Source organism: Paenibacillus etheri (assembly GCF_001012825.1).
GTDB classification, from domain to species: domain Bacteria; phylum Bacillota; class Bacilli; order Paenibacillales; family Paenibacillaceae; genus Paenibacillus_AQ; species Paenibacillus_AQ etheri.
Genome location: NZ_LCZJ02000098.1, coordinates 104,882 through 122,718, shown reverse-complemented (window position 1 = coordinate 122,718; position 17,837 = coordinate 104,882). Strand labels below are relative to the sequence as shown.

The 17,837-nt window shown below is 42.3% G+C and carries 15 protein-coding genes and 1 riboswitch; of the genes, 4 read left to right on the top strand and 11 right to left on the bottom strand.

Annotated features, from left to right (window positions below; translation table 11 throughout):
* Positions 1–10: 10 nt before the first annotated feature.
* Both UQ64_RS29605 and UQ64_RS29600 read right to left on the bottom strand, forming a co-directional pair.
* Positions 11–4,615, bottom strand: coding sequence for an S-layer homology domain-containing protein (locus UQ64_RS29605; RefSeq protein ID WP_060627031.1), 4,605 nt, complete (start codon positions 4,613–4,615; stop codon positions 11–13).
* A gap of 164 nt (positions 4,616–4,779) precedes the next feature.
* Positions 4,780–4,980: riboswitch (cobalamin riboswitch) on the bottom strand.
* Positions 4,981–5,071: 91 nt separating this feature from the next.
* On the bottom strand, positions 5,072–5,650 hold the full coding sequence (locus UQ64_RS29600; RefSeq protein WP_060627008.1) for a hypothetical protein: 579 nt from the start codon (positions 5,648–5,650) through the stop codon (positions 5,072–5,074).
* A gap of 221 nt (positions 5,651–5,871) precedes the next feature.
* Here UQ64_RS29600 and UQ64_RS29595 point away from each other — a divergent pair, with 221 nt between their 5' ends.
* From UQ64_RS29595 to UQ64_RS29585, 4 genes are all read left to right on the top strand, one after another.
* Positions 5,872–7,593 (top strand): cellulase family glycosylhydrolase, encoded by a 1,722-nt coding sequence (locus UQ64_RS29595; RefSeq protein ID WP_060627007.1) that lies wholly within the window; start codon positions 5,872–5,874, stop codon positions 7,591–7,593.
* Between the two features lie 261 nt (positions 7,594–7,854).
* Positions 7,855–8,082 (top strand): hypothetical protein, encoded by a 228-nt coding sequence (locus tag UQ64_RS31470; protein WP_167348538.1) that lies wholly within the window; start codon positions 7,855–7,857, stop codon positions 8,080–8,082.
* A gap of 335 nt (positions 8,083–8,417) precedes the next feature.
* Entirely contained in the window at positions 8,418–8,699 is a 282-nt protein-coding gene (locus UQ64_RS29590; RefSeq protein ID WP_060627006.1) for a hypothetical protein, read from the top strand.
* 25 nt (positions 8,700–8,724) lie between these two features.
* Complete coding sequence (locus UQ64_RS29585; RefSeq protein WP_060627005.1) at positions 8,725–9,150, top strand: hypothetical protein; 426 nt, start codon at positions 8,725–8,727, stop codon at positions 9,148–9,150.
* Positions 9,151–9,654: 504 nt separating this feature from the next.
* On the opposite strand, the gene UQ64_RS29580 is transcribed toward UQ64_RS29585, so the two are convergent.
* The 9 genes from UQ64_RS29580 to gcvPB all read right to left on the bottom strand — a co-directional run bounded on the left by UQ64_RS29580 (position 9,655) and on the right by gcvPB (position 17,833).
* Positions 9,655–9,948: a hypothetical protein gene (locus UQ64_RS29580; protein WP_060627004.1), complete on the bottom strand. Its 294-nt coding sequence runs from the start codon at positions 9,946–9,948 to the stop codon at positions 9,655–9,657.
* 24 nt (positions 9,949–9,972) lie between these two features.
* Positions 9,973–10,533, bottom strand: coding sequence for a hypothetical protein (locus tag UQ64_RS29575; protein ID WP_156417721.1), 561 nt, complete (start codon positions 10,531–10,533; stop codon positions 9,973–9,975).
* 107 nt (positions 10,534–10,640) lie between these two features.
* Positions 10,641–11,297 carry a M48 family metallopeptidase gene (locus UQ64_RS29570; RefSeq protein WP_060627030.1) on the bottom strand — a complete coding sequence of 219 codons (657 nt, stop codon included), beginning with the start codon at positions 11,295–11,297 and terminating at the stop codon, positions 10,641–10,643.
* Between the two features lie 80 nt (positions 11,298–11,377).
* Complete coding sequence (locus UQ64_RS29565) at positions 11,378–12,751, bottom strand: hypothetical protein (RefSeq protein ID WP_060627002.1); 1,374 nt, start codon at positions 12,749–12,751, stop codon at positions 11,378–11,380.
* Between the two features lie 119 nt (positions 12,752–12,870).
* Positions 12,871–13,464, bottom strand: coding sequence for a hypothetical protein (locus UQ64_RS29560; RefSeq protein WP_060627001.1), 594 nt, complete (start codon positions 13,462–13,464; stop codon positions 12,871–12,873).
* Between the two features lie 159 nt (positions 13,465–13,623).
* The gene (gene bshB2, locus UQ64_RS29555; protein WP_060627029.1) at positions 13,624–14,277 is read right to left on the bottom strand and encodes a bacillithiol biosynthesis deacetylase BshB2; all 654 of its coding nucleotides are present in this window, start codon (positions 14,275–14,277) and stop codon (positions 13,624–13,626) included.
* Between the two features lie 23 nt (positions 14,278–14,300).
* Positions 14,301–14,645 carry a YojF family protein gene (locus UQ64_RS29550; protein ID WP_060627000.1) on the bottom strand — a complete coding sequence of 115 codons (345 nt, stop codon included), beginning with the start codon at positions 14,643–14,645 and terminating at the stop codon, positions 14,301–14,303.
* A 293-nt stretch (positions 14,646–14,938) separates the two neighbouring features.
* Positions 14,939–16,174: an MFS transporter gene (locus UQ64_RS29545; protein ID WP_060626999.1), complete on the bottom strand. Its 1,236-nt coding sequence runs from the start codon at positions 16,172–16,174 to the stop codon at positions 14,939–14,941.
* Positions 16,175–16,273: 99 nt separating this feature from the next.
* Entirely contained in the window at positions 16,274–17,833 is a 1,560-nt protein-coding gene (gene gcvPB / locus UQ64_RS29540; protein WP_060626998.1) for an aminomethyl-transferring glycine dehydrogenase subunit GcvPB, read from the bottom strand.
* Positions 17,834–17,837 lie beyond the last annotated feature (4 nt).

Sequence of the window (17,837 nt, the reverse complement as noted above, 5' to 3'; positions counted from 1 at the left end):
AAATAAAATTCTATTTAACGTCTGTCATGTCATAAAGATTTGTCTGTCCCTTAACCAACCGATCATAAGCAACCAATGCATACATCGCTTGATCCGTAGCCATAAGATCTACTTCTCCTGGTTTCGCGCCTCCATTACCTACTCCACCCTGCTTCACGTGATAAAAACCACCTTCAGGTGCAGCAAAGCCAAGTAACGCATCTACCGCTGAACGTCCATTTTTAATAAATCTGGAATCCTTATGTGGATCTATACCCAGTCCAGTTAAAGCTACGATAACCTGAGCAATGCTCTCGGAGTTCGTAGACTCCCAGCTTGCAAAGCCACCGTCTGCTGTTTGTGTTTTGGATAACCAAGCAATTCCACGATCTACAGCAGCCGTTACTTTGGCATTCGTTTTGTAATAAGGGGTTAAGCCTTGAATAACCATCCCCGTAATATCCGGATCGGCCTCAGTAGCATTACTGCCTAGTGCCCATCCGCCACCGTTGATCTCTCTGCCCAAAATAAAATCGATGAGCATCTCTCTAGTCGTCTGCGTCTTTACATCCTTAACCACTGGAATGTCGTAATGATTACTATCCAGTGCGATCAAGGCAAACACAGGTCCATTAATACCTTGCTTGATTACAGTATCAAAATCCGCGAGCGGTTCCAGTAGGTTATAACCCGCCACTTTATCAATATTTTTGCCGATTGAAGTTAATGCCAAAATAACTCTATCATATTCCGTATATTTTACGCTATGCAGCTTCCCAGTTTTTTCTTTAAGGGTTGCTTCTACATTCGCATAGTACTTAGCGTAATAACTATCTGGAATCTTCACCCCAGAACGTGCCAGCCCGAACACTGTCCAATCCCCGCCAACCGAGGCGATGACCGGGTTTGTTACTGTTTTTTGCAAAAAGGCTGCTGTGTTCTGAATATATGGAGTAACGGCTTTGTTCTGAATAATAGGACTAACCACTTTGTTCCCACTCTTATAATCATGGGATCTAGTTGCTACAACGGCTGCCATTTCTCTCGTTACAGGCTCTTTAGGTTTAAATTGATTATTATCACCTAACATAAGTCCGGTGGCAACAATGGTTTCCACATCTGCTTTTGCCCACGCCGATACGGTATTAATGTCTTTGATAGCTGTACCTGGCTTCGTAGCCGGGATTGATAAAGCTCTGACAATAATGGCTGCCATTTGCTCGCGAGTAATCTTGTCATTTGGCTTAAACTCATTATTAAATCCTGTAATTAACCCTGCTTTATGAGCAGCATTCACATATGGATAGAACCAATCTCCGAGAGCAACATCCTTGTAGGTAATGCCTTTGTCACTCTTGATATCCAGTTCCAACGCTGACACTAGGATCTTAGTAAACTCTGCTCTTGTAATATGATCTTTCGGATTCACTTGACCATTGTTACCTTGGATGTACCCTTTTACTGTAGCTGTTTCAATCGCTGAGAACGCCCATGATGAGATCTTATCGGCGTCTTTATACACTTGCTTAATGTCATTAGGAGTCGCTGTTGGAGATGGACTCGGATTTGGATCAACGTTGGCTTCTGGATTAGTTCCTCCACCCGCTCCTGGAACTCCACTTGGTTTAGGAGTGGCAGATGTGGTTGGAGTAGGGCTTGTAGTTGCATTTAGATCCACACCCAAATTCGTAGTATAACGCCACTGAATTCTATCCCCAGCACTTAGGTTATATGAAGATGCACCATAATTAGGATATTTTCCATTCACATTATACATCCATCCACTACCGCTGCCATGGTCAAATTCTCCATCACCAGCTATGGATTCTACATACACACTTCCAAATGTACTGTTCCAAGAATATCTATAGTCGATATCGCGGCTATCTAGCACTCTTTCTAATACAGACCACACTGTGTCACCAGATTGTAGCTCTACCTGTACAGATGGAAGAACATATCCCTTCTTAATCGTAAGCTTATCCACGGATAAGGTTACATATGGCTTCGATGGAGTGGTTCCTCCACCGCCGTTACCATTACCGTCACCACCAGGTGTTTGTACTGCACTGGAGGAATACGCAATGTAATCGGTGAAGTGATTAGTTTTTACGATTAAATCATTACCGTCGTCATATGCGTACTCAGCCTTGCCGCTCGCTAAACCTAAGTCGTCACTTGCAAATTTCTGAATCGCATGAGGTGTACCGTTTTGAATATAAGCTGCATCTTTTCCTTTAAGGTCCTTAAAGGTTAATGTGATAAATTGACTGAATTCTACTCTTGCACTACCACCCATGGAAAAAGCTTGAATAATGCTCTCCAGCTTCTTATCCTGGGAAATAATCTGATTCAGACTATCTTTTAGTGCAGCTTCTGTACCTGTTAAAGGTGAAATCAATTCAACCTTAGAAGAATCTCCATCTGTAACCTGTGTACCCTTAGGGATGAGTACAGATACGTCACCTTTGGTAACCTCTAACTTAGGCAGATTACTATTACTAGGTAAATCAACACTTACTGTAGATTGCTTATATTTCGGGATTTCAACTGTAATTTCTTTGTTGCTATCCCCTGAATTTATCGGAAGAATATAATTATTATTATTTTGAAAAATGACAACTTTGGGTTTATCTCCCGAGGGTAACTGTACTTCTATTTCTTTCGTTTCCTCTGGTTGCTTAATTACTACATCGCTCATATCAAATAGACGGTTCTTATGATTGATCAGACGATCGTAAGCAACTAGTGCATACGTACCTTGATCCGTAGCCATTCCATCTACTTTTCCGGTTAGAATATGCTTAAATCCGCCATCCGGTCCAGCGAAGGTAAGCAACGCATCAATAAGCGAATTTCCTTTTTTCACAAACCTAGGGTCACTGTGTGGATCTATGCCTACGCCAGTTAAGGCTACTATTACCTGCGAGATACTTTCGCTGCTTGTGCTTCCCCAGCTTGTAAATCCACCTTGATCATTTTGCGTACTCGATAACCAATTGATCGCCCGATCCACAGCAGCTTTTACATTTGGATTAGTTGCGTAATAAGGCGCAAGTGCTTGCATCGCCATCGCGGTCATATCAACGTCGGCTTTGGTTACTCCTAAAGCCCAGCCACCGGCATCTGCTGCACCTTTTTTAACCTCTTTATCCAAGATGTACTGAACCAGATTTTCTCTTGTGCTTTGGTATATTACTCCCTTTTCATCAGGATTAGGGAATAATACCGGGATGTCGTAGTTATGACTATCTAGTGCAATCAGAGCAAATATGGGACCATTATTCCCTTGTTTCTTAACATATTGATAATCAGCGAGTGCATTGATGAGATCATAACCAGCAACATTCGTGATATCTTTTCCGATAGAGGTAAGTCCTAGAATCGCTCTGGAATGCTCTGTGCTTTTAGTAGCATCGAGTTTTCCATCCTTCATTAATTCTTTTACTCTCTTAGCTACATTGTTGTAATAGAGATCGTAATAACCATTTGGTACTTCATAGTAGGCCTGTGCTAGAGAAAGAATGGACCATTCTCCGCTACCTGTTCCAAATGACGGGTTCTTTACGGTGTTTAGAATATAAGCAAGGCTCTTATCTAACTGTTGTTTGACTCCAGTTGTAGCATTTATTTTGTAGGTAATTTGATAAGTTTGTGTTGCTCTATTTTCTGCTCCGTCTACTGCCGTTACAGTGATTACATTACCACCTGGGTTAAGAGAAACCTTATACTCACCATTTGTAGCAGATAAAACGACTCCATTTAGTTTCACTACTGGAATGATACCGTCATATACATTATCTGTGACAGCTACTCTGAAACTTAAATCTTTATCGGATACTTCCTGTTTATCCTGCAAACCACTTACAGTAATAATAGGTGGCTCTATATCTAAAGAATTGGTAAGCCCGACCAGCGCATGATCTACACTTACTTGAGAGCTTTCCATATTTTCTAGCACTGAATAAGCTTGGTAAACTGCTTTTTGTACTACTGTTTTGCCCAAAATACTTTCTTTATTCGGATCACTGTTAATTTCTGCGATTTTCGCAGTTAATGCATCCTTATTGGCAAATGGAAATGGAGGTTCTCCCCAGCCACCAAGATCAGAACTATAGCCATAAGTGGTGAACTGTGTTCGGATGATGTCACCGTCTTGAGGGTGATAATCAGACATCCCGAACGGAGGAAATTCATTATTTACGGCATACATCCAACCCGACATGTGAGTGTAGTCAAACTGACTTAGCCACTCTTGGTCTGCTTTAGTTCCGACTGTATTCCCATCGGCTGAAATCATATCTAAAATATATTGCGGTATATTGACTTCACTTCTGCCACTATCTTTAACTTCAGATAAATAAAAACTACTAGCTATACTTCCAAAGTTTCTATAATTACCTTCTCCTAGCGCACGTGTTATTAGTGATGCGCCATTGTCCCCTTCGTAGAATGGAACTTTAATAGGTTCCTTAATATAACCTTGACCCAATGTGAACTTCTCTACGGATACAGTTACATACCCTTTAAGTGTAGAGCTTGCTTCATTCGCATGAGCCGGGATTACGCTTGTAGAGAACGTCGTGATAAATACAGCTACAATAAGTAACCAAGCTAAAAACTTATTTTTCTTCATGTTTCCATAACCCTTCCCTTCTTTTCCTATGATAAAAAACAGAATAAACTTTCTTAACATTACAAAAAACCACTCAACATAACGTCGAGAGGTTTAAGATAGTGAACCGCAATAATAGCAGGCATATACTATATCAAACACCTCTCTATCGCTCGTAGAGTTTAATGGTGTAACAGAAACAGGCAGATATTCTGGCTCAAGTATCATCACCCTTGCTACCTTCCCAGTTTCCCAGTGGTACCTTGCAAGGACTCCTCTTTCACAGCGGCGGGACCGCGCGGGATTCACACCCGCTTTCCATTTAACCAATCTATGATTATGTTTCCGAAACATTCATAATTGGCACCTATTGCTAATATTAATTTTTTCATGCTTCATCATATCTAATATACATGTTTTTGTCATGTTATATTTGTTTTTTGTATAACGAGTAGTTAGCGATAATCCTATTGAATATCAAATCATTTTAACCACAATATACTCTTTTTCTCTCAACTCAAAGCCATCCTCCAGTGACAAAGAGGCCAAATCAAAGATTCGATCATACTTTTTATTACGTGGGAGCCCTTCTTCCTCAGCCCAGCATGTATAAAGCTCAAACTCGGCACCAGATACCCCATAATCTGTCATAAGTTTAAATAACTCCCGACAACACTTGAGTGAGGCGTTATACGATCCCGGAAGAGTATCTTTTAGCTTAGGGGATACAGAGAAGCCGCCCCAATTCGGTGAAATTCGGTAGACATATGGACTCCAAAAATGCTTGCGAATCTCATTGTTCCAGTACCCAAGTTCCTCTATAAAAATACCCGCTGCATCTTCTTCCGAGTCATATACAAGACAGTCCTCATCTCTTAAATGGGATAGATCTGCGATGTCATCCAAAGGGATTATGCCTTGCAGGCGCAGAACCTCCCTTTGTTTGTTATACTCTGGGGAATTTTTTACTTCATTATATGTCTTTGCTGACAGTACACTGCCTCTTTCTCCTAACGGAAGCTCGGTAGCCGAGCCTATGTAATGAAATCTGCTCACTGGATTGCCCTCCATGACTTTGGAATCACTGCAAATCACTAATTCATATATGAATTTACCACAAATTAGTAAGGTACTCACTACAAATGTTCTATGTTAGGGTATTTGGTAAGCGTTTACAACAAAAGAACTGGAGGTGTTCGTGTTCATCTAAGCACCAAAGTATTGGGGAAAGGTCAGGTTAAAGCATCTTCAAAAATGATCTCACAAAGGAGAATTCAATGACTACTCGATTCCAGAAATCCTTCTTATCATTGACCCTTGTCACCGCTCTTCTGCTTTCACTGTTCTCATCCATTGCCGCCGCTGCTACTAAGGACGAGCAACAAGCTAAGGCAGCGCCAAAGAGTAAGATCCAATCCTATGTAGATGATATGCAGCCCGGATGGAACCTCGGCAATACTCTAGATGCTACAGGTGAGGATGAAACCTCCTGGGGCAATCCGCGTGTAACCCAAGAACTGATTAAGAAAATCGCCGCCCAAGGCTACAAAAGCATCCGAATTCCTATCACTTGGGATTCACATATAGGCGAAGCACCGAACTATACCATTGAAAAAGCTTACCTCGACCGTGTCGAAGAAGTTGTCAGCTGGGCGCTAGACGCCAAGCTATATGTAATGATTAACGTCCATCACGACTCCTGGCTATGGGTAAGTCATATGGAAGAGAAGCATGATGAGACGCTGGCGCGTTATAACGCAGCATGGACTCAAATTGCAGACCGCTTCAAGGATAAATCCGATAAGCTGATGTTCGAAAGCATTAATGAACCTCGTTTCACGGATGGTGGAAGTACGGATGAAGCGAAGATGGAGCAGATGCTTACAGAGCTCAACACCTCCTTCCATCAAATCGTTCGAAGTTCTGGTGGAAAGAATGATTTACGTCCGCTAGTGCTCCCTTCATTAGAGACTTCTCCTACCCAACCTAGAATGGATCAGCTCTACAAGACGATTACAGCTCTTAACGATCCGAACATAATCGCGACCGTTCACTACTATGGCTTCTGGCCGTTCAGTGTGAATATCGCTGGTTACACCACGTTTGAAAAAGATACAAAAAACGATATCACCCAAACTTTTAATAACGTTTACAATACATTCGTAGCCAAAGGAATCCCTGTCATCGTTGGTGAGTTTGGACTGCTAGGATTCGATAAAGATACAGGTGTGATTGAACAAGGCGAGAAGCTGAAATTCTTCGAGTACCTTACCTATTATTTAAAAGAAAAGAAAATGACCTCCATGCTCTGGGATAATGGGCAACATTTCAACCGCAAAACGTATAAGTGGTCCGATTCCGTGCTGCAGGGCGTGTTAATGTCTGGTCTGAAGGAACGTTCCTCCAGCACCGAAAGCGATTTGGTCTATCTAAAAAAAGGTGCAACGATCAAAGACACCAAGGTGAAGCTGAACCTAAACGGCAATAAGCTAACTACAATTAGTGCAAATGGGAAACATTTAACCAAGGGCAAAGATTACACTTTGAATGGCGAGGAGCTCACACTCAAAGCCAGCCAACTCAAAAAACTCACAGCTTCTCAAAAATACGGCGAAAATGCCGTGTTAACGCTGAAATTCAACAAAGGCGTTGCGTGGAGACTAAAGGTCATCGTGAATGACACTATCAAATTAAGCGATGCTAAAGGGACGACCGAATCGTTTGCTATTCCGACTACCTTTAACGGTAATCAGCTTGCCACGATGGAGGCTGTCTATACTGCTGGTGGCAATGCAGGCCCTCAAGACTGGACTCCATTCAAGGAGTTCGGCAATACTTTCTCACCCTCTTATAACACGAAAGAAATCAAGCTGCTTCCAGCGTTCTTTAAAGATGTGAAAGACGGAGAAGTGACTCTTAAATTCCACTTCTGGAATGGCGAAATTATTACGTACAAAATCACGAAAAGTGGAACAAACGTTGTAGGAAAGTCTTCATAACCTTTCTGTTATCAACATGAATAGGGGTACCCTATTAAGGGGGTACCCCTATTTTTAAAGTACTAGCTGAAATCCGGTACACAAACAGACTCGAAAATCCTTGCGAATCTCACCGCTCCAATACCCAAGTTCCTCTAAAAAAATGCCCGCTGTATCTTCTTCCGAATCATATACAAGAAAGTCCTTATCTCTTAAATGAGAAAGATCTACGATGTCATCCAAAAGGAATTATAGCTTGTAGCTGCGGTAGACTTAAAGTTTTTGAAGACCAATATCTCAGCAGCAGTCGGCACAAGTGCTGCATTCACAACGACACAAACTATCTCCTACCCAACTACTAAAGGCTACAGAGGGAGAATTGTTTTAAGGTATTCCCAGGATCAATATACGTATGATATCACTACGTCAGGCGTTAAATATCCAGGTAGTGCTTTTACTCAGGCATATGACCAATATTACGCATTACAACAGGTTGCATTAGCCTTATAGGTGTTATATCAAAGATACGTCATTACCCCAGAAAATGGGTTATGATTTAGTTTAACTAAAAAATGGGTGTGGATACTTACTATTCACTCCCATTTTTTCATTTGTATAACTGGAAATGGAGTGACAAGTAATATCCTAAATAGGCTAGAATTTAACCAAGCAGTCGGGATCTATACTATTAATTTAGAAGATTCAGAAAATAGTGATTCTTCTTTACTGTTATTTGGATCAGCATCAAATTTAAAGAAAGATATTTTGCACTAGAACAAGAGTATTCTTACTCATATAAAATTTTAGATTCAAATCATATTATTACTAGTGATATACATGCGGAATTGATTTATCCTGAAGATGTAAAGGAGTTTATTGAAATAATTAATGTAGAAGTTAATCGTGATGAATATACAGAGGAACAAATTAAGAAAGAATACAAGAATAAAATAGATGAAAAAAAATTAAGCGAAATAAAAGTATATGGAATAAAATGTACTTATATTCTAAAGAAAAAGGGAAACATAGTTTTTCAACCAGAAATAAAGCTTCTTTTTGATAAAAAAGAACTAAGTTTAGCCCCTTTTGAGCCAATATCTTTTTTGAATTTTTTGACAGCACAATAAATTATAAAATTGAGAGGCGAGCATATTGACTGAAAAAAAATGGTTATTACTATTCATATTGTTTATAGTCTTTTTGACGGGTTGCGAAAGAAATAGCTCAGATGTAATAAATGATACTAATGTAGCAGATGATGAGGAATATAATCTGATGATTACTAATAACAGCCCGTTAAATTTAAAAAGTGTAGTTGTTACTGTTGAAGAAGGAGATGACACTCTAATTGAATCTTTGATTGATAGTAATATTACTTTTGGAAAGGTAGCGAAGTTCCGAGTGAAAAACGGAAAGTGTTTGTTTAAAATTACACTCAATCCGAAAGGAAACTACTCGGTAAGTAAAGAATTTAGTGAAGTATTTAATAAAGGAGAAATTGTTGAGTATCAAATACAAATAGAAAACAATGAAATATCTATTGAAAGAGTAGAAGTCAGTAGTAATACGTCGATTTAAAAACGGACCTGTTGAAATATACTTTTCCAAGCATAGTAAAGGGTGAATTGTAACTATACTTTTTGAAAAGAACAAAAGTCCATCTTATAGTTGATGGACTTTTGTTCTCAATACCCTTAGAACTCTGAAGACCTTTATAAAGACAATCTTCACACCGATAATGTAATTCTGATGATTTATGTAAATATATACCTCACAAGTATCGTCCTTAAATGTATAATAATTTGAGTCTTTGCCTTTTCGTTGTACACTATAGCAACAGTACTAAGTTTTTCAAAATCGCTATAACCACTTGGATCTTTCTGCGCTATAGAACTCTTTACGAAACGGAAGCTGGAATGCCAAATAGGTCCATCCACTTCCAATGAATTCCGACCTTGATAGCATCGATCAATGGCTTTGAATTAGTGCACCCCATACTTGATTTAAAACTTTCTCAGTGGAGCCAAATGCTTCTAAAAATGCACACTTAGCGACACGCTGATTAAAGAATTTTTAATTAAATCATACATAAACCTCTTCATACGTCATCAACAACAAACGATAGACCAGATATACTCCAAGATAGGCTCCTGTCAAAAGAAACATCGGATTCAGAAAAATCGCGTGAATCGAGGTCATAAATACCGTGTTATCTCTTAATATTTCATATATGGCTAGGGCAGAAATATTACCTAGGATAAGCGTAGACAACACAGAAGCTACATTGAAAGCAATACGCCACTTTATCCATTTCCGTTGTATCATTAGCATGGCGATGGGAACCACTATACTGCCAAATACGATTAGAAATCTCATCCAGCCAGCCCCCTCGGTATCTCTTTAATCCTCCAGTTCAACACTTTCGATTTGCCCCTCGGCATTCACTGTCCACTCGATTTCAACACCTGGCATCCATCCAAGCTTGTCCTCATCATCGATCACTACATGATCGGGAATGGTTATGGTCTGCTCTCCCCCACCTTCGACTTTAACGGTAACCTGTTTACCATTAACTGTGCTAATCTTCCCATCATATTCAATCTGCTGCAAAACAATCTTTTGAGTCGAATCCGCAATGGTAACCCGCTTGCCGCCGTCTGTCAGCAGCTCAATTTTTTTATGATAGCCATCCTTTAAAGTGACTTCCTTAATCACTCTCTGAACGCTAACACCCGCCGGAATTCCCTCTGTATTTGTACCGGACGAAGTATTGGGTTGTTCTGTTGCATGGTTTGTAGCTGCAGGTGCAGTGGCTTCTGTTGTAGGCGCCTCAGTTGTTACTGGTGTGGTTTCATTGGCAGCTTTAGAACAGCCACTTAATAGGACAGTGCAGGCACAGATCAAACAAAGAATTGAAGCTCGAATCTGGCGTTGTGTATTTCCTTTATTCTGTGTCATCATTTACCTCCGCATTTTAATTTTTACCAGTTCAATTAGTGAACATAGTTTTACCTCTTATCTTCCTTTTATTCACCAGAAAATGGGCTATCTGAATTACACCCTTATTATCACAGCGTCATAGCACGCCCATATCTAGCTAAATACTCTTCCTTCTCCTTATAATCAGGCATGAGGCTGCCAACACGCCGCCAAAAGGAGCGATCATGATTCATATGAAGCAAATGACACAGTTCATGGATGATTACATAATCGATAACTTCCACTGGAGCCATCGCTAGGCGATAGTTAAAGGTTAGCTTTTTATCCGAGCTACAGCTTCCCCACTTGGTTCTAGATTCAACAATGTCAATCGTCTTAGGCTTTACTCTAAGCTGTGCCTGATATTTATTGATCCGTTCGCCTACAATCTTCTTACAGCTTGCGAAATAGAATTTCTTCAGTTTAAGTTTAAGTTCTGCCTCATTTAAATCTCCTGTCTCTATCAGCTCTTGTAGCGAATAATATTTGCCTAGATACAGGAACTTACCCTCGTCTTCATACTCTCCGGTCTTAGGGCTTTCCGCTGCCATCGCCGCAATGCTATTCAGCTTCTCCACTATTAATTTCCCATTACGCTCTACCACGTTTTTGATCGTCTCTTCACTTGTTTTCTTGGGAACTTTGAGCGTTATACGCCCTGAAGAATCTATATGAATGGAGATTTTCTTGCCATTTCCATATTGAACATTAAACTCGATCAGCTGATTGTCGTACTCAATCTTCATACCCACCATCGTTTCTATAAGGTTATTCGCAACAAAAAGAAGAACGCGTTTAAGCGTTCCTCCTATTTTAACATGATTCATCAATACACTGGATATCCTGCCACAAACATCGCTAAATACAAAAGACTCCCCGCAACAGAAACTACAGTAAGGATAGCATCCTTTGATTTCTCTTCCGTGAGCGCGACAGCAGCAAAAGCTAGTGGAAAAGCAACAAGCAAATACCGCGGGGCTGACAGCAGCCAGGTAGCTCCCACTACGAACGCAAAATACACGATGAAATAGGCGGTGTATGAAGGTCGTATCTTTTTCGCACCCATGAACATGATAATTAGTGCTGAGAATATAGCGACTAAATTGGGCAGCCACATCCCAAGGAAAGAACGATGATCTCCGCTCTTAAATGTGCCCACAGCGTATTCCATCTGATATCTTACGGTATCAAAAAAGAGATAAAACCGCTGAGACCAATGCTCCCTCTGGTAAATACTGAACTGAAACGCATTTCCCGTCACGTAGTAATTGATATACAGATAAGCCAGTAAACCTACTGATATAATAGCGAGGCAGCCGACGGCGGTAGTGATTCTATGTATAAACATTTTTTTGTTTAATAATTTATAGTTACCTATCAGATCCCGTCCAAATTCAATCGCAACCGGTACAATCAGAAGCACCCCCGGAGAACGTGTATACGCTGCAAGTGCACCGCATAAGCATCCGATAAGCCATTCTTTTTTTCGCACAAAATATAAACACATCAAAGATAAAGCCAAAAATAGCGCTTCAGTCATTGGAATGAAGAAAAAGAACGCAGCCGGGAATATGAAAATATACTTCACGACTCGCATGGCATTCTTTCGATGCATGTCTAGTGCAGCAAGTTCATAAGCGACCAAAGCGGCGACAATGGAAGAGATATTTGAAACGATGAATCCAGCAACAAGATAGTTCCCTACGAATACCTGAACTACTTTGATTAGATTTGGAAAAAAAGGAAAAAACACAATATGGTACCTCGGATCTCCCTCCGTCTGATACCAGTTCTCAGCAATACCCAAATAATGTGAAGCGTCGATCCCGAATATATGCCAGGTGTCGGCTATTTTGCTAAACATCCCCCCTGAATAACCATTCTGTATAATCAAAAATCCATAACCGATGAGCATAAGCAAGATACGACTCGCCAATATCCAGCCGATAATACGTAGCCAGGCCTGCCTTCTATCCCGCTCTTTACTTTCCCGAGTCACTTCAAGGGCCGGATTCGCCAGCACAAATGCTGTCAAAACAGGGATCGTGCGAAGCCCCAATAATACAAAAAGTACGAAACAGATCACGGATGCAAGGGTGCCCATCACGGTCCAAGTATCAGTCTTAATTGCCCAGTAAGTAGCCGTCACCATCATAAAAAGTATGAAGATGAAGGAAATGATTTTGTCGTGCTTTTTCATTTGATCCTCCAATTATTTAGTCCAAACAAGAGTACAGGAAAAAAAAGGATATAATCACGTGTAGAAATATCATAATCTTTGTGTATTTTTTTGTAAATCACATCTTGTCTCTTCGTTCCTTACTTCCCCTCATAGCTGAAATATAGGTTCAACGGCAATTCATCATCACTTTGAAAACTGTTCGACATCCTGTAGGTTATATACAATTTATCCTCGCCCTTGCCGTATGACCATGATTCTTCGATAGAGCCTGTTAATGGCTTTAGCGGAAGAGCCATCCTGTCAATCGTTAGGATCGATTCTTCGACTTTGCCAGCCTCTTCTTCTTCCGCAGGTTTATATTGGTCCAAAAAAGCACGTACCAGCTCTCTTACATCTTGATAGCCGCTTTCCGATCTGGGGAAAACTGTTCCTACCCGGTAACCTATGATTTTATTGGTCTTAACATCTACCACTATCTGCTGTATGAACTCCATTTGATTAACGGTTAAGACATCATCCTGCATGATTGTACCCAAGGTTGTATCGTATTCACCCACAGCATCCGCAATTTGCAAAGCAGCAAGCCCTTCTTCACGCGGCTGCATGAACACAGCCCGATGCTCTTCCACATGTGTGAAAAGCTCAGCATACTTAGGTCTATCCTTGCTACATGCAGTAAATAACAGCGAAAGAATGATTATTCCACAAAGAATGAAGTATGATTTTTTCAAGCGAATACACCTCCTGGCCTGACGAAACCGGTTTGGTTGATCAACCCCCTAAACCTTACCATATATTTGAAAAAAGACACAGATATTCATGCCTCATATAAGAAAATAAAGCAATGTACCACAAAGAAAAAGTCCGAGCGTATTAGCTCGGACTTAGTATCATTCAAATGGATAGATCCAGAAATGTTCTGTTCCAAAACGATCTTGGATTTCTTTATCCTCGAGCGGTTTGCTACCTAACAGCTCAGCAGCTTGGAACTGAGATTTATGCGCCTGAATGGACGCCATCTTTTGCTTCAGGAAATCTCTCACATCATTGAGAACCTTAGGCTTCCCAATCTCTTCAATATTATTGGCAAAAGCTATACAGTGAACAGGAGGTCTCTCTGCCTTAGGCATTCTTCCAACGGTTCGAATCACTGCAGCTCCGGTGGCATCATGATCGGGATGAACACTGTACCCCGGATAGAACGTAATGATCACTGAGGGGTTAAGCTCCTTCAGAAGCGCATTAATATGGCCATCAAGCAGATCTTGATCCTCAAATTCAATCGTCTTATCGTGGAAACCAAGCATTCTCAAATCCTGTATTCCAATCGCTCGGCAGGATTCTTCCAGCTCCTTTTTGCGTATCTCTGGGAGGGTTACCCGATTCGCGAATGGAGGAACGCCCATATTCCGTCCCATTTCTCCAAGTGTCAGACAAGCGTAGGTAACTTGGGTGCCGTTTTGCACATGCTTGGCAAGCGTTCCAGAAATACCGAAAGCCTCATCATCCGGATGCGGTAATATAACTAGAATATGACTTTCCACTGAACTCTTCATCTCCTCTACCATTAGAACGGCTCCCGGCTTAATTGTAAAGATACGACCAGTTTGCCTTGGCTGTCATGCCCGGCCAGAATCAGTCTTTCTGTCTCACTCTCTTCATAGTGAGTTAGTCCTTCGGAGTACACCCAGCCCTGTAACATTTTTAAGCCGACCCGATAAGGTCCATTTCCGGAAATTGAACCATGGGAATATCGGATCACAGCATTGGTAATGAAAGTAGCAGCCGGATGCTTTGTACTATCGAAATGGGCAGCGTATGCTCCCGTTGTCATCTCAAGATGGATATATAGATCCTGATCTTTAAGCAGGTCGATCCTCTCTTGTATTTCGGATTGATTGATTAGCTGCAAGGTTACGCCTCCATATCTGAATGAATTTATGCCTACGAAAAATAAGATCCGTACCTTATAAAGGACGGATCTGTTAAAGGATAAGCGGGTCCGTTTTTCTCATCAAAGTATAACTTGCATAACTTTTTTATTCAAATGGTTGCGGTACGTTGCAACCTTAAATTTCATACGAAGAATCCCCTATGGAAGCCATACCGGGATGACTTGCATAGGGGATTCGATGGAATGAATGCCAAATAAACAATCTTTATGTCATAATTGTTCTTATGAACTTTGTACTGAGTGATTCATTCTTATTCTTTCAGCCTTTTATCTAGAATTGGGCGTATGAACCAAATGTAATAAAACAGACAGAGAAGCAATACTGCTGATGTCAGAAAGAAGGGCAACTCGTAATCCTGTCCGATCAAAATCCATCCTGTAAGCAAAGCAGCACCGGATGATCCGAGGCTCCGAAATACGGATCTCATTCCTGCGTAGAGATTCCTCTCCTGCTCCTTAAAGGCAGACATCAACTGGCTGTCCAGCAGATTGGACAGCATCGTAAGCCCTCCCCCACGAACCAGAAACATGATTGTGAACATCCAAACCGGCATGGCCCAGGATAAAGAGGCGAACACGAGTATATTAACCAAAAAGACAGATACGATGGCCACATGGTGACCGAAACGTTCTAATACGTAAGGCGTCATTAAAGAAGCTGCAAACAAAACAACTCCGCTTACCGCCAGCAGAACGGACACTTTATCATCCATCCAGTTCAGTCTGTACTTCACAATTACATTAAGAAATGACCCCGTGATGGCTATCGCTCCTCCGAGCAGCGCCATGAATACCGAGAACAACCAGAGTGTGCCGGAAGGCAGCTTATTCCTCAGGCTAGAGACTTCACGATTCACTTCCAGAACTTCAGAGGTTCTAACCGTTTCTCTTCCCCCCCCCTCAGAGGGAAGCCAGAGTCCTCTAATCATACTGTGAACAACGAAAACCAGTGCAGCAAGCAGCAGCGTAAGCCCATATCCATCCCCGCTATCAGCCGAATTCGGCAAGTATCCGGCAGCCAGGGTTCCTGCCCCGGTAAATGCCGTAAACACGGCAAACATCAGGGAGAAAGCACTTGCTTCTTCCTTACGAGAGGCACAATAGTGGAATAGCAACTGCACCTCCGTCGTCTCCACAAGAGTAAGGCCAATCGAGACCAAAGTTTGAGCCAAATAGAATATGCCGGAATGATTGCCAATCGCATAAAGTGCACTTCCTGCCGCTATAAACATGATGCCGGATACCAGCAGCTTTTTACGGCCTATACGGTTCGCAGATATGGATACAGGAATAGCCAATGCCCCCATGATCAGTATACCTATGGACATGAGCAGCCCGATTTCATCCTCCTTCATTCCTTTGGACAGCAAATGCAAATTAAGAACTAGCGAATACATACCGATGCCGATGCCATACATGGCTTCGGTCATAAGAAACCGGCGTACGCCGACGGACAGGCGCAGCAAGTTCCTCATATACCCAGACATACCCATAACCCCTTTCCTTGGTGAAACAGTCAAATAGGAAGGGCTCCAAACGGAGCCCCTCTACTTTCAAATGTGAATTTTAATAGTAGGGATCAAGCCCTATTCCGGCTGCGTCTTCTTTAAGTAAGCCCGCCAAGTGATACACCATTTTGCAGGATCATCAAGAGAAGATTCCACATTCCGGTGAACGGTGCTGTTGTGCGGAGCTAATTTGACGATATGCGGCTGCGTGTAAGCTTCATTCGAAATATGGGTCAGCGCCTCGATATATTCGTCAAGATCTTCCTTCGAATAAGATTCAGTCGGTTCCAGGGTGAACGGCTGCGGAACGATGTACGGATGATGGGATGTCCAGTAATGCAGGCCGAAATCACACATCCGGCGGGTGATGTCTTCTGTCGTTACCCCAGTCTCATCCGTAAGCTGCTTCCAGCTGTATCTTACCTGTTCAAGACGTCGACCTTTGATGTAAGGAGCGCTGGCTCCGCGGATTTGCAGAATTTTGTGATAAAGGTAGTTATTATTCAGTACAGCGATTTGGGCCACATTCTTAAGACCGTCTGGCCCCAGGCTCATAATCCAAGCGTAGGAACGAAGTACAGTCTGGGCCACGCCGTGAAAGCTGCGGACTTTGCCGATGCTATCACCGCTTTGCTCTACAAGGACATAACGACTACCGTCCCAGTCAACAAGCGGACCGGGCAGGAAACGCTTAAGGGAATCGGTTACCCCAAGAGCGCCTGTAGCCGGCCCTCCGCACATGTGAGGTGCGGCAAAGGTCTTATGCAGGTTGAAGAAACACATGTCAAACCCGGCTTCCTTAGCCCGGGTGATACCGAGCAGTCCATTCGCGTTCGCCTGATCGTAGAAGCAGATTCCTCCTGCTTCATGAACCACGTCCGTGAACTCGCGGATACGATGGTTGTATATGCCTGTATCTTCCGGATTTGCCACGACGAAACCAGCCGTGCGTTCGGAAATGGCATTCTTCAGCTTCTCCAGATCAGGGAATCCGTCTTCGTCAGGATGCAGTGTAATGATCTTATATCCCTTAACCGCTGCGGTCGCTGCTTGGGACGGATGTGAGAAGATGGTCGTAATGATCTCGTCACGCTGGTCTCCCTCACCGCGTGAATCGTGATATGCGCGGACTATGGAAGCCATGGCCAGCAAGGCCTGCGTGCCACTGCTCGGCTGGAACGTGAAGGCATCCATCCCTGATATTTCACGCATCGCCTGGTCCAGCTTATAGTAGATTTCCAGGATTCCCTGAACGGATCCGGCATCCTGCAGTGGATGCAGTTCCATCAGATTTGGGCTACGTATAAGCATTTCATTGATACGGGGAATATACTTCATCGTACATGTACCCTGTCCGATCTCAACGTTAAGATCCGAACCCAAAGTCTCTTGGGAGAGTCTTAAATAATGCCTAAGAACTTTGGCCTGACCGATCTCGGGCAGCGCCGGCGCTTCTTTTCGCCGCATGGCTGATGGAATTCGGGCTGAGCCTTCGCCTACAGCCTCGGCAATCCCAGCCTCGGTGCCTGGCGGGATTACTCCGCGCTCACCCGGCCGGTGAAGCTCGAAGATCACCGGTTCATCCCATTTGGCCTGGTGAAAGCGGCGCACCTTGTGGTCTCTACGAATCCGTTTCATGGCT

What these genes read in the sequence shown, in the direction of transcription:
- UQ64_RS29595 (WP_060627007.1), top strand. Translation starts at nt 5,872, where the DNA reads ATGACTACTCGATTCCAGAAATCCTTCTTATCATTGACCCTTGTCACC.
- gcvPB (WP_060626998.1), bottom strand. Translation starts at nt 17,833, where the DNA reads ATGAAACGGATTCGTAGAGACCACAAGGTGCGCCGCTTTCACCAGGCC.
- UQ64_RS29580 (WP_060627004.1), bottom strand. Translation starts at nt 9,948, where the DNA reads ATGAGATTTCTAATCGTATTTGGCAGTATAGTGGTTCCCATCGCCATG.
- UQ64_RS29565 (WP_060627002.1), bottom strand. Translation starts at nt 12,751, where the DNA reads ATGAAAAAGCACGACAAAATCATTTCCTTCATCTTCATACTTTTTATG.
- UQ64_RS29575 (WP_156417721.1), bottom strand. Translation starts at nt 10,533, where the DNA reads ATGATGACACAGAATAAAGGAAATACACAACGCCAGATTCGAGCTTCA.
- UQ64_RS29545 (WP_060626999.1), bottom strand. Translation starts at nt 16,174, where the DNA reads ATGTCTGGGTATATGAGGAACTTGCTGCGCCTGTCCGTCGGCGTACGC.
- UQ64_RS29570 (WP_060627030.1), bottom strand. Translation starts at nt 11,297, where the DNA reads ATGAAGATTGAGTACGACAATCAGCTGATCGAGTTTAATGTTCAATAT.
- UQ64_RS29605 (WP_060627031.1), bottom strand. Translation starts at nt 4,615, where the DNA reads ATGAAGAAAAATAAGTTTTTAGCTTGGTTACTTATTGTAGCTGTATTT.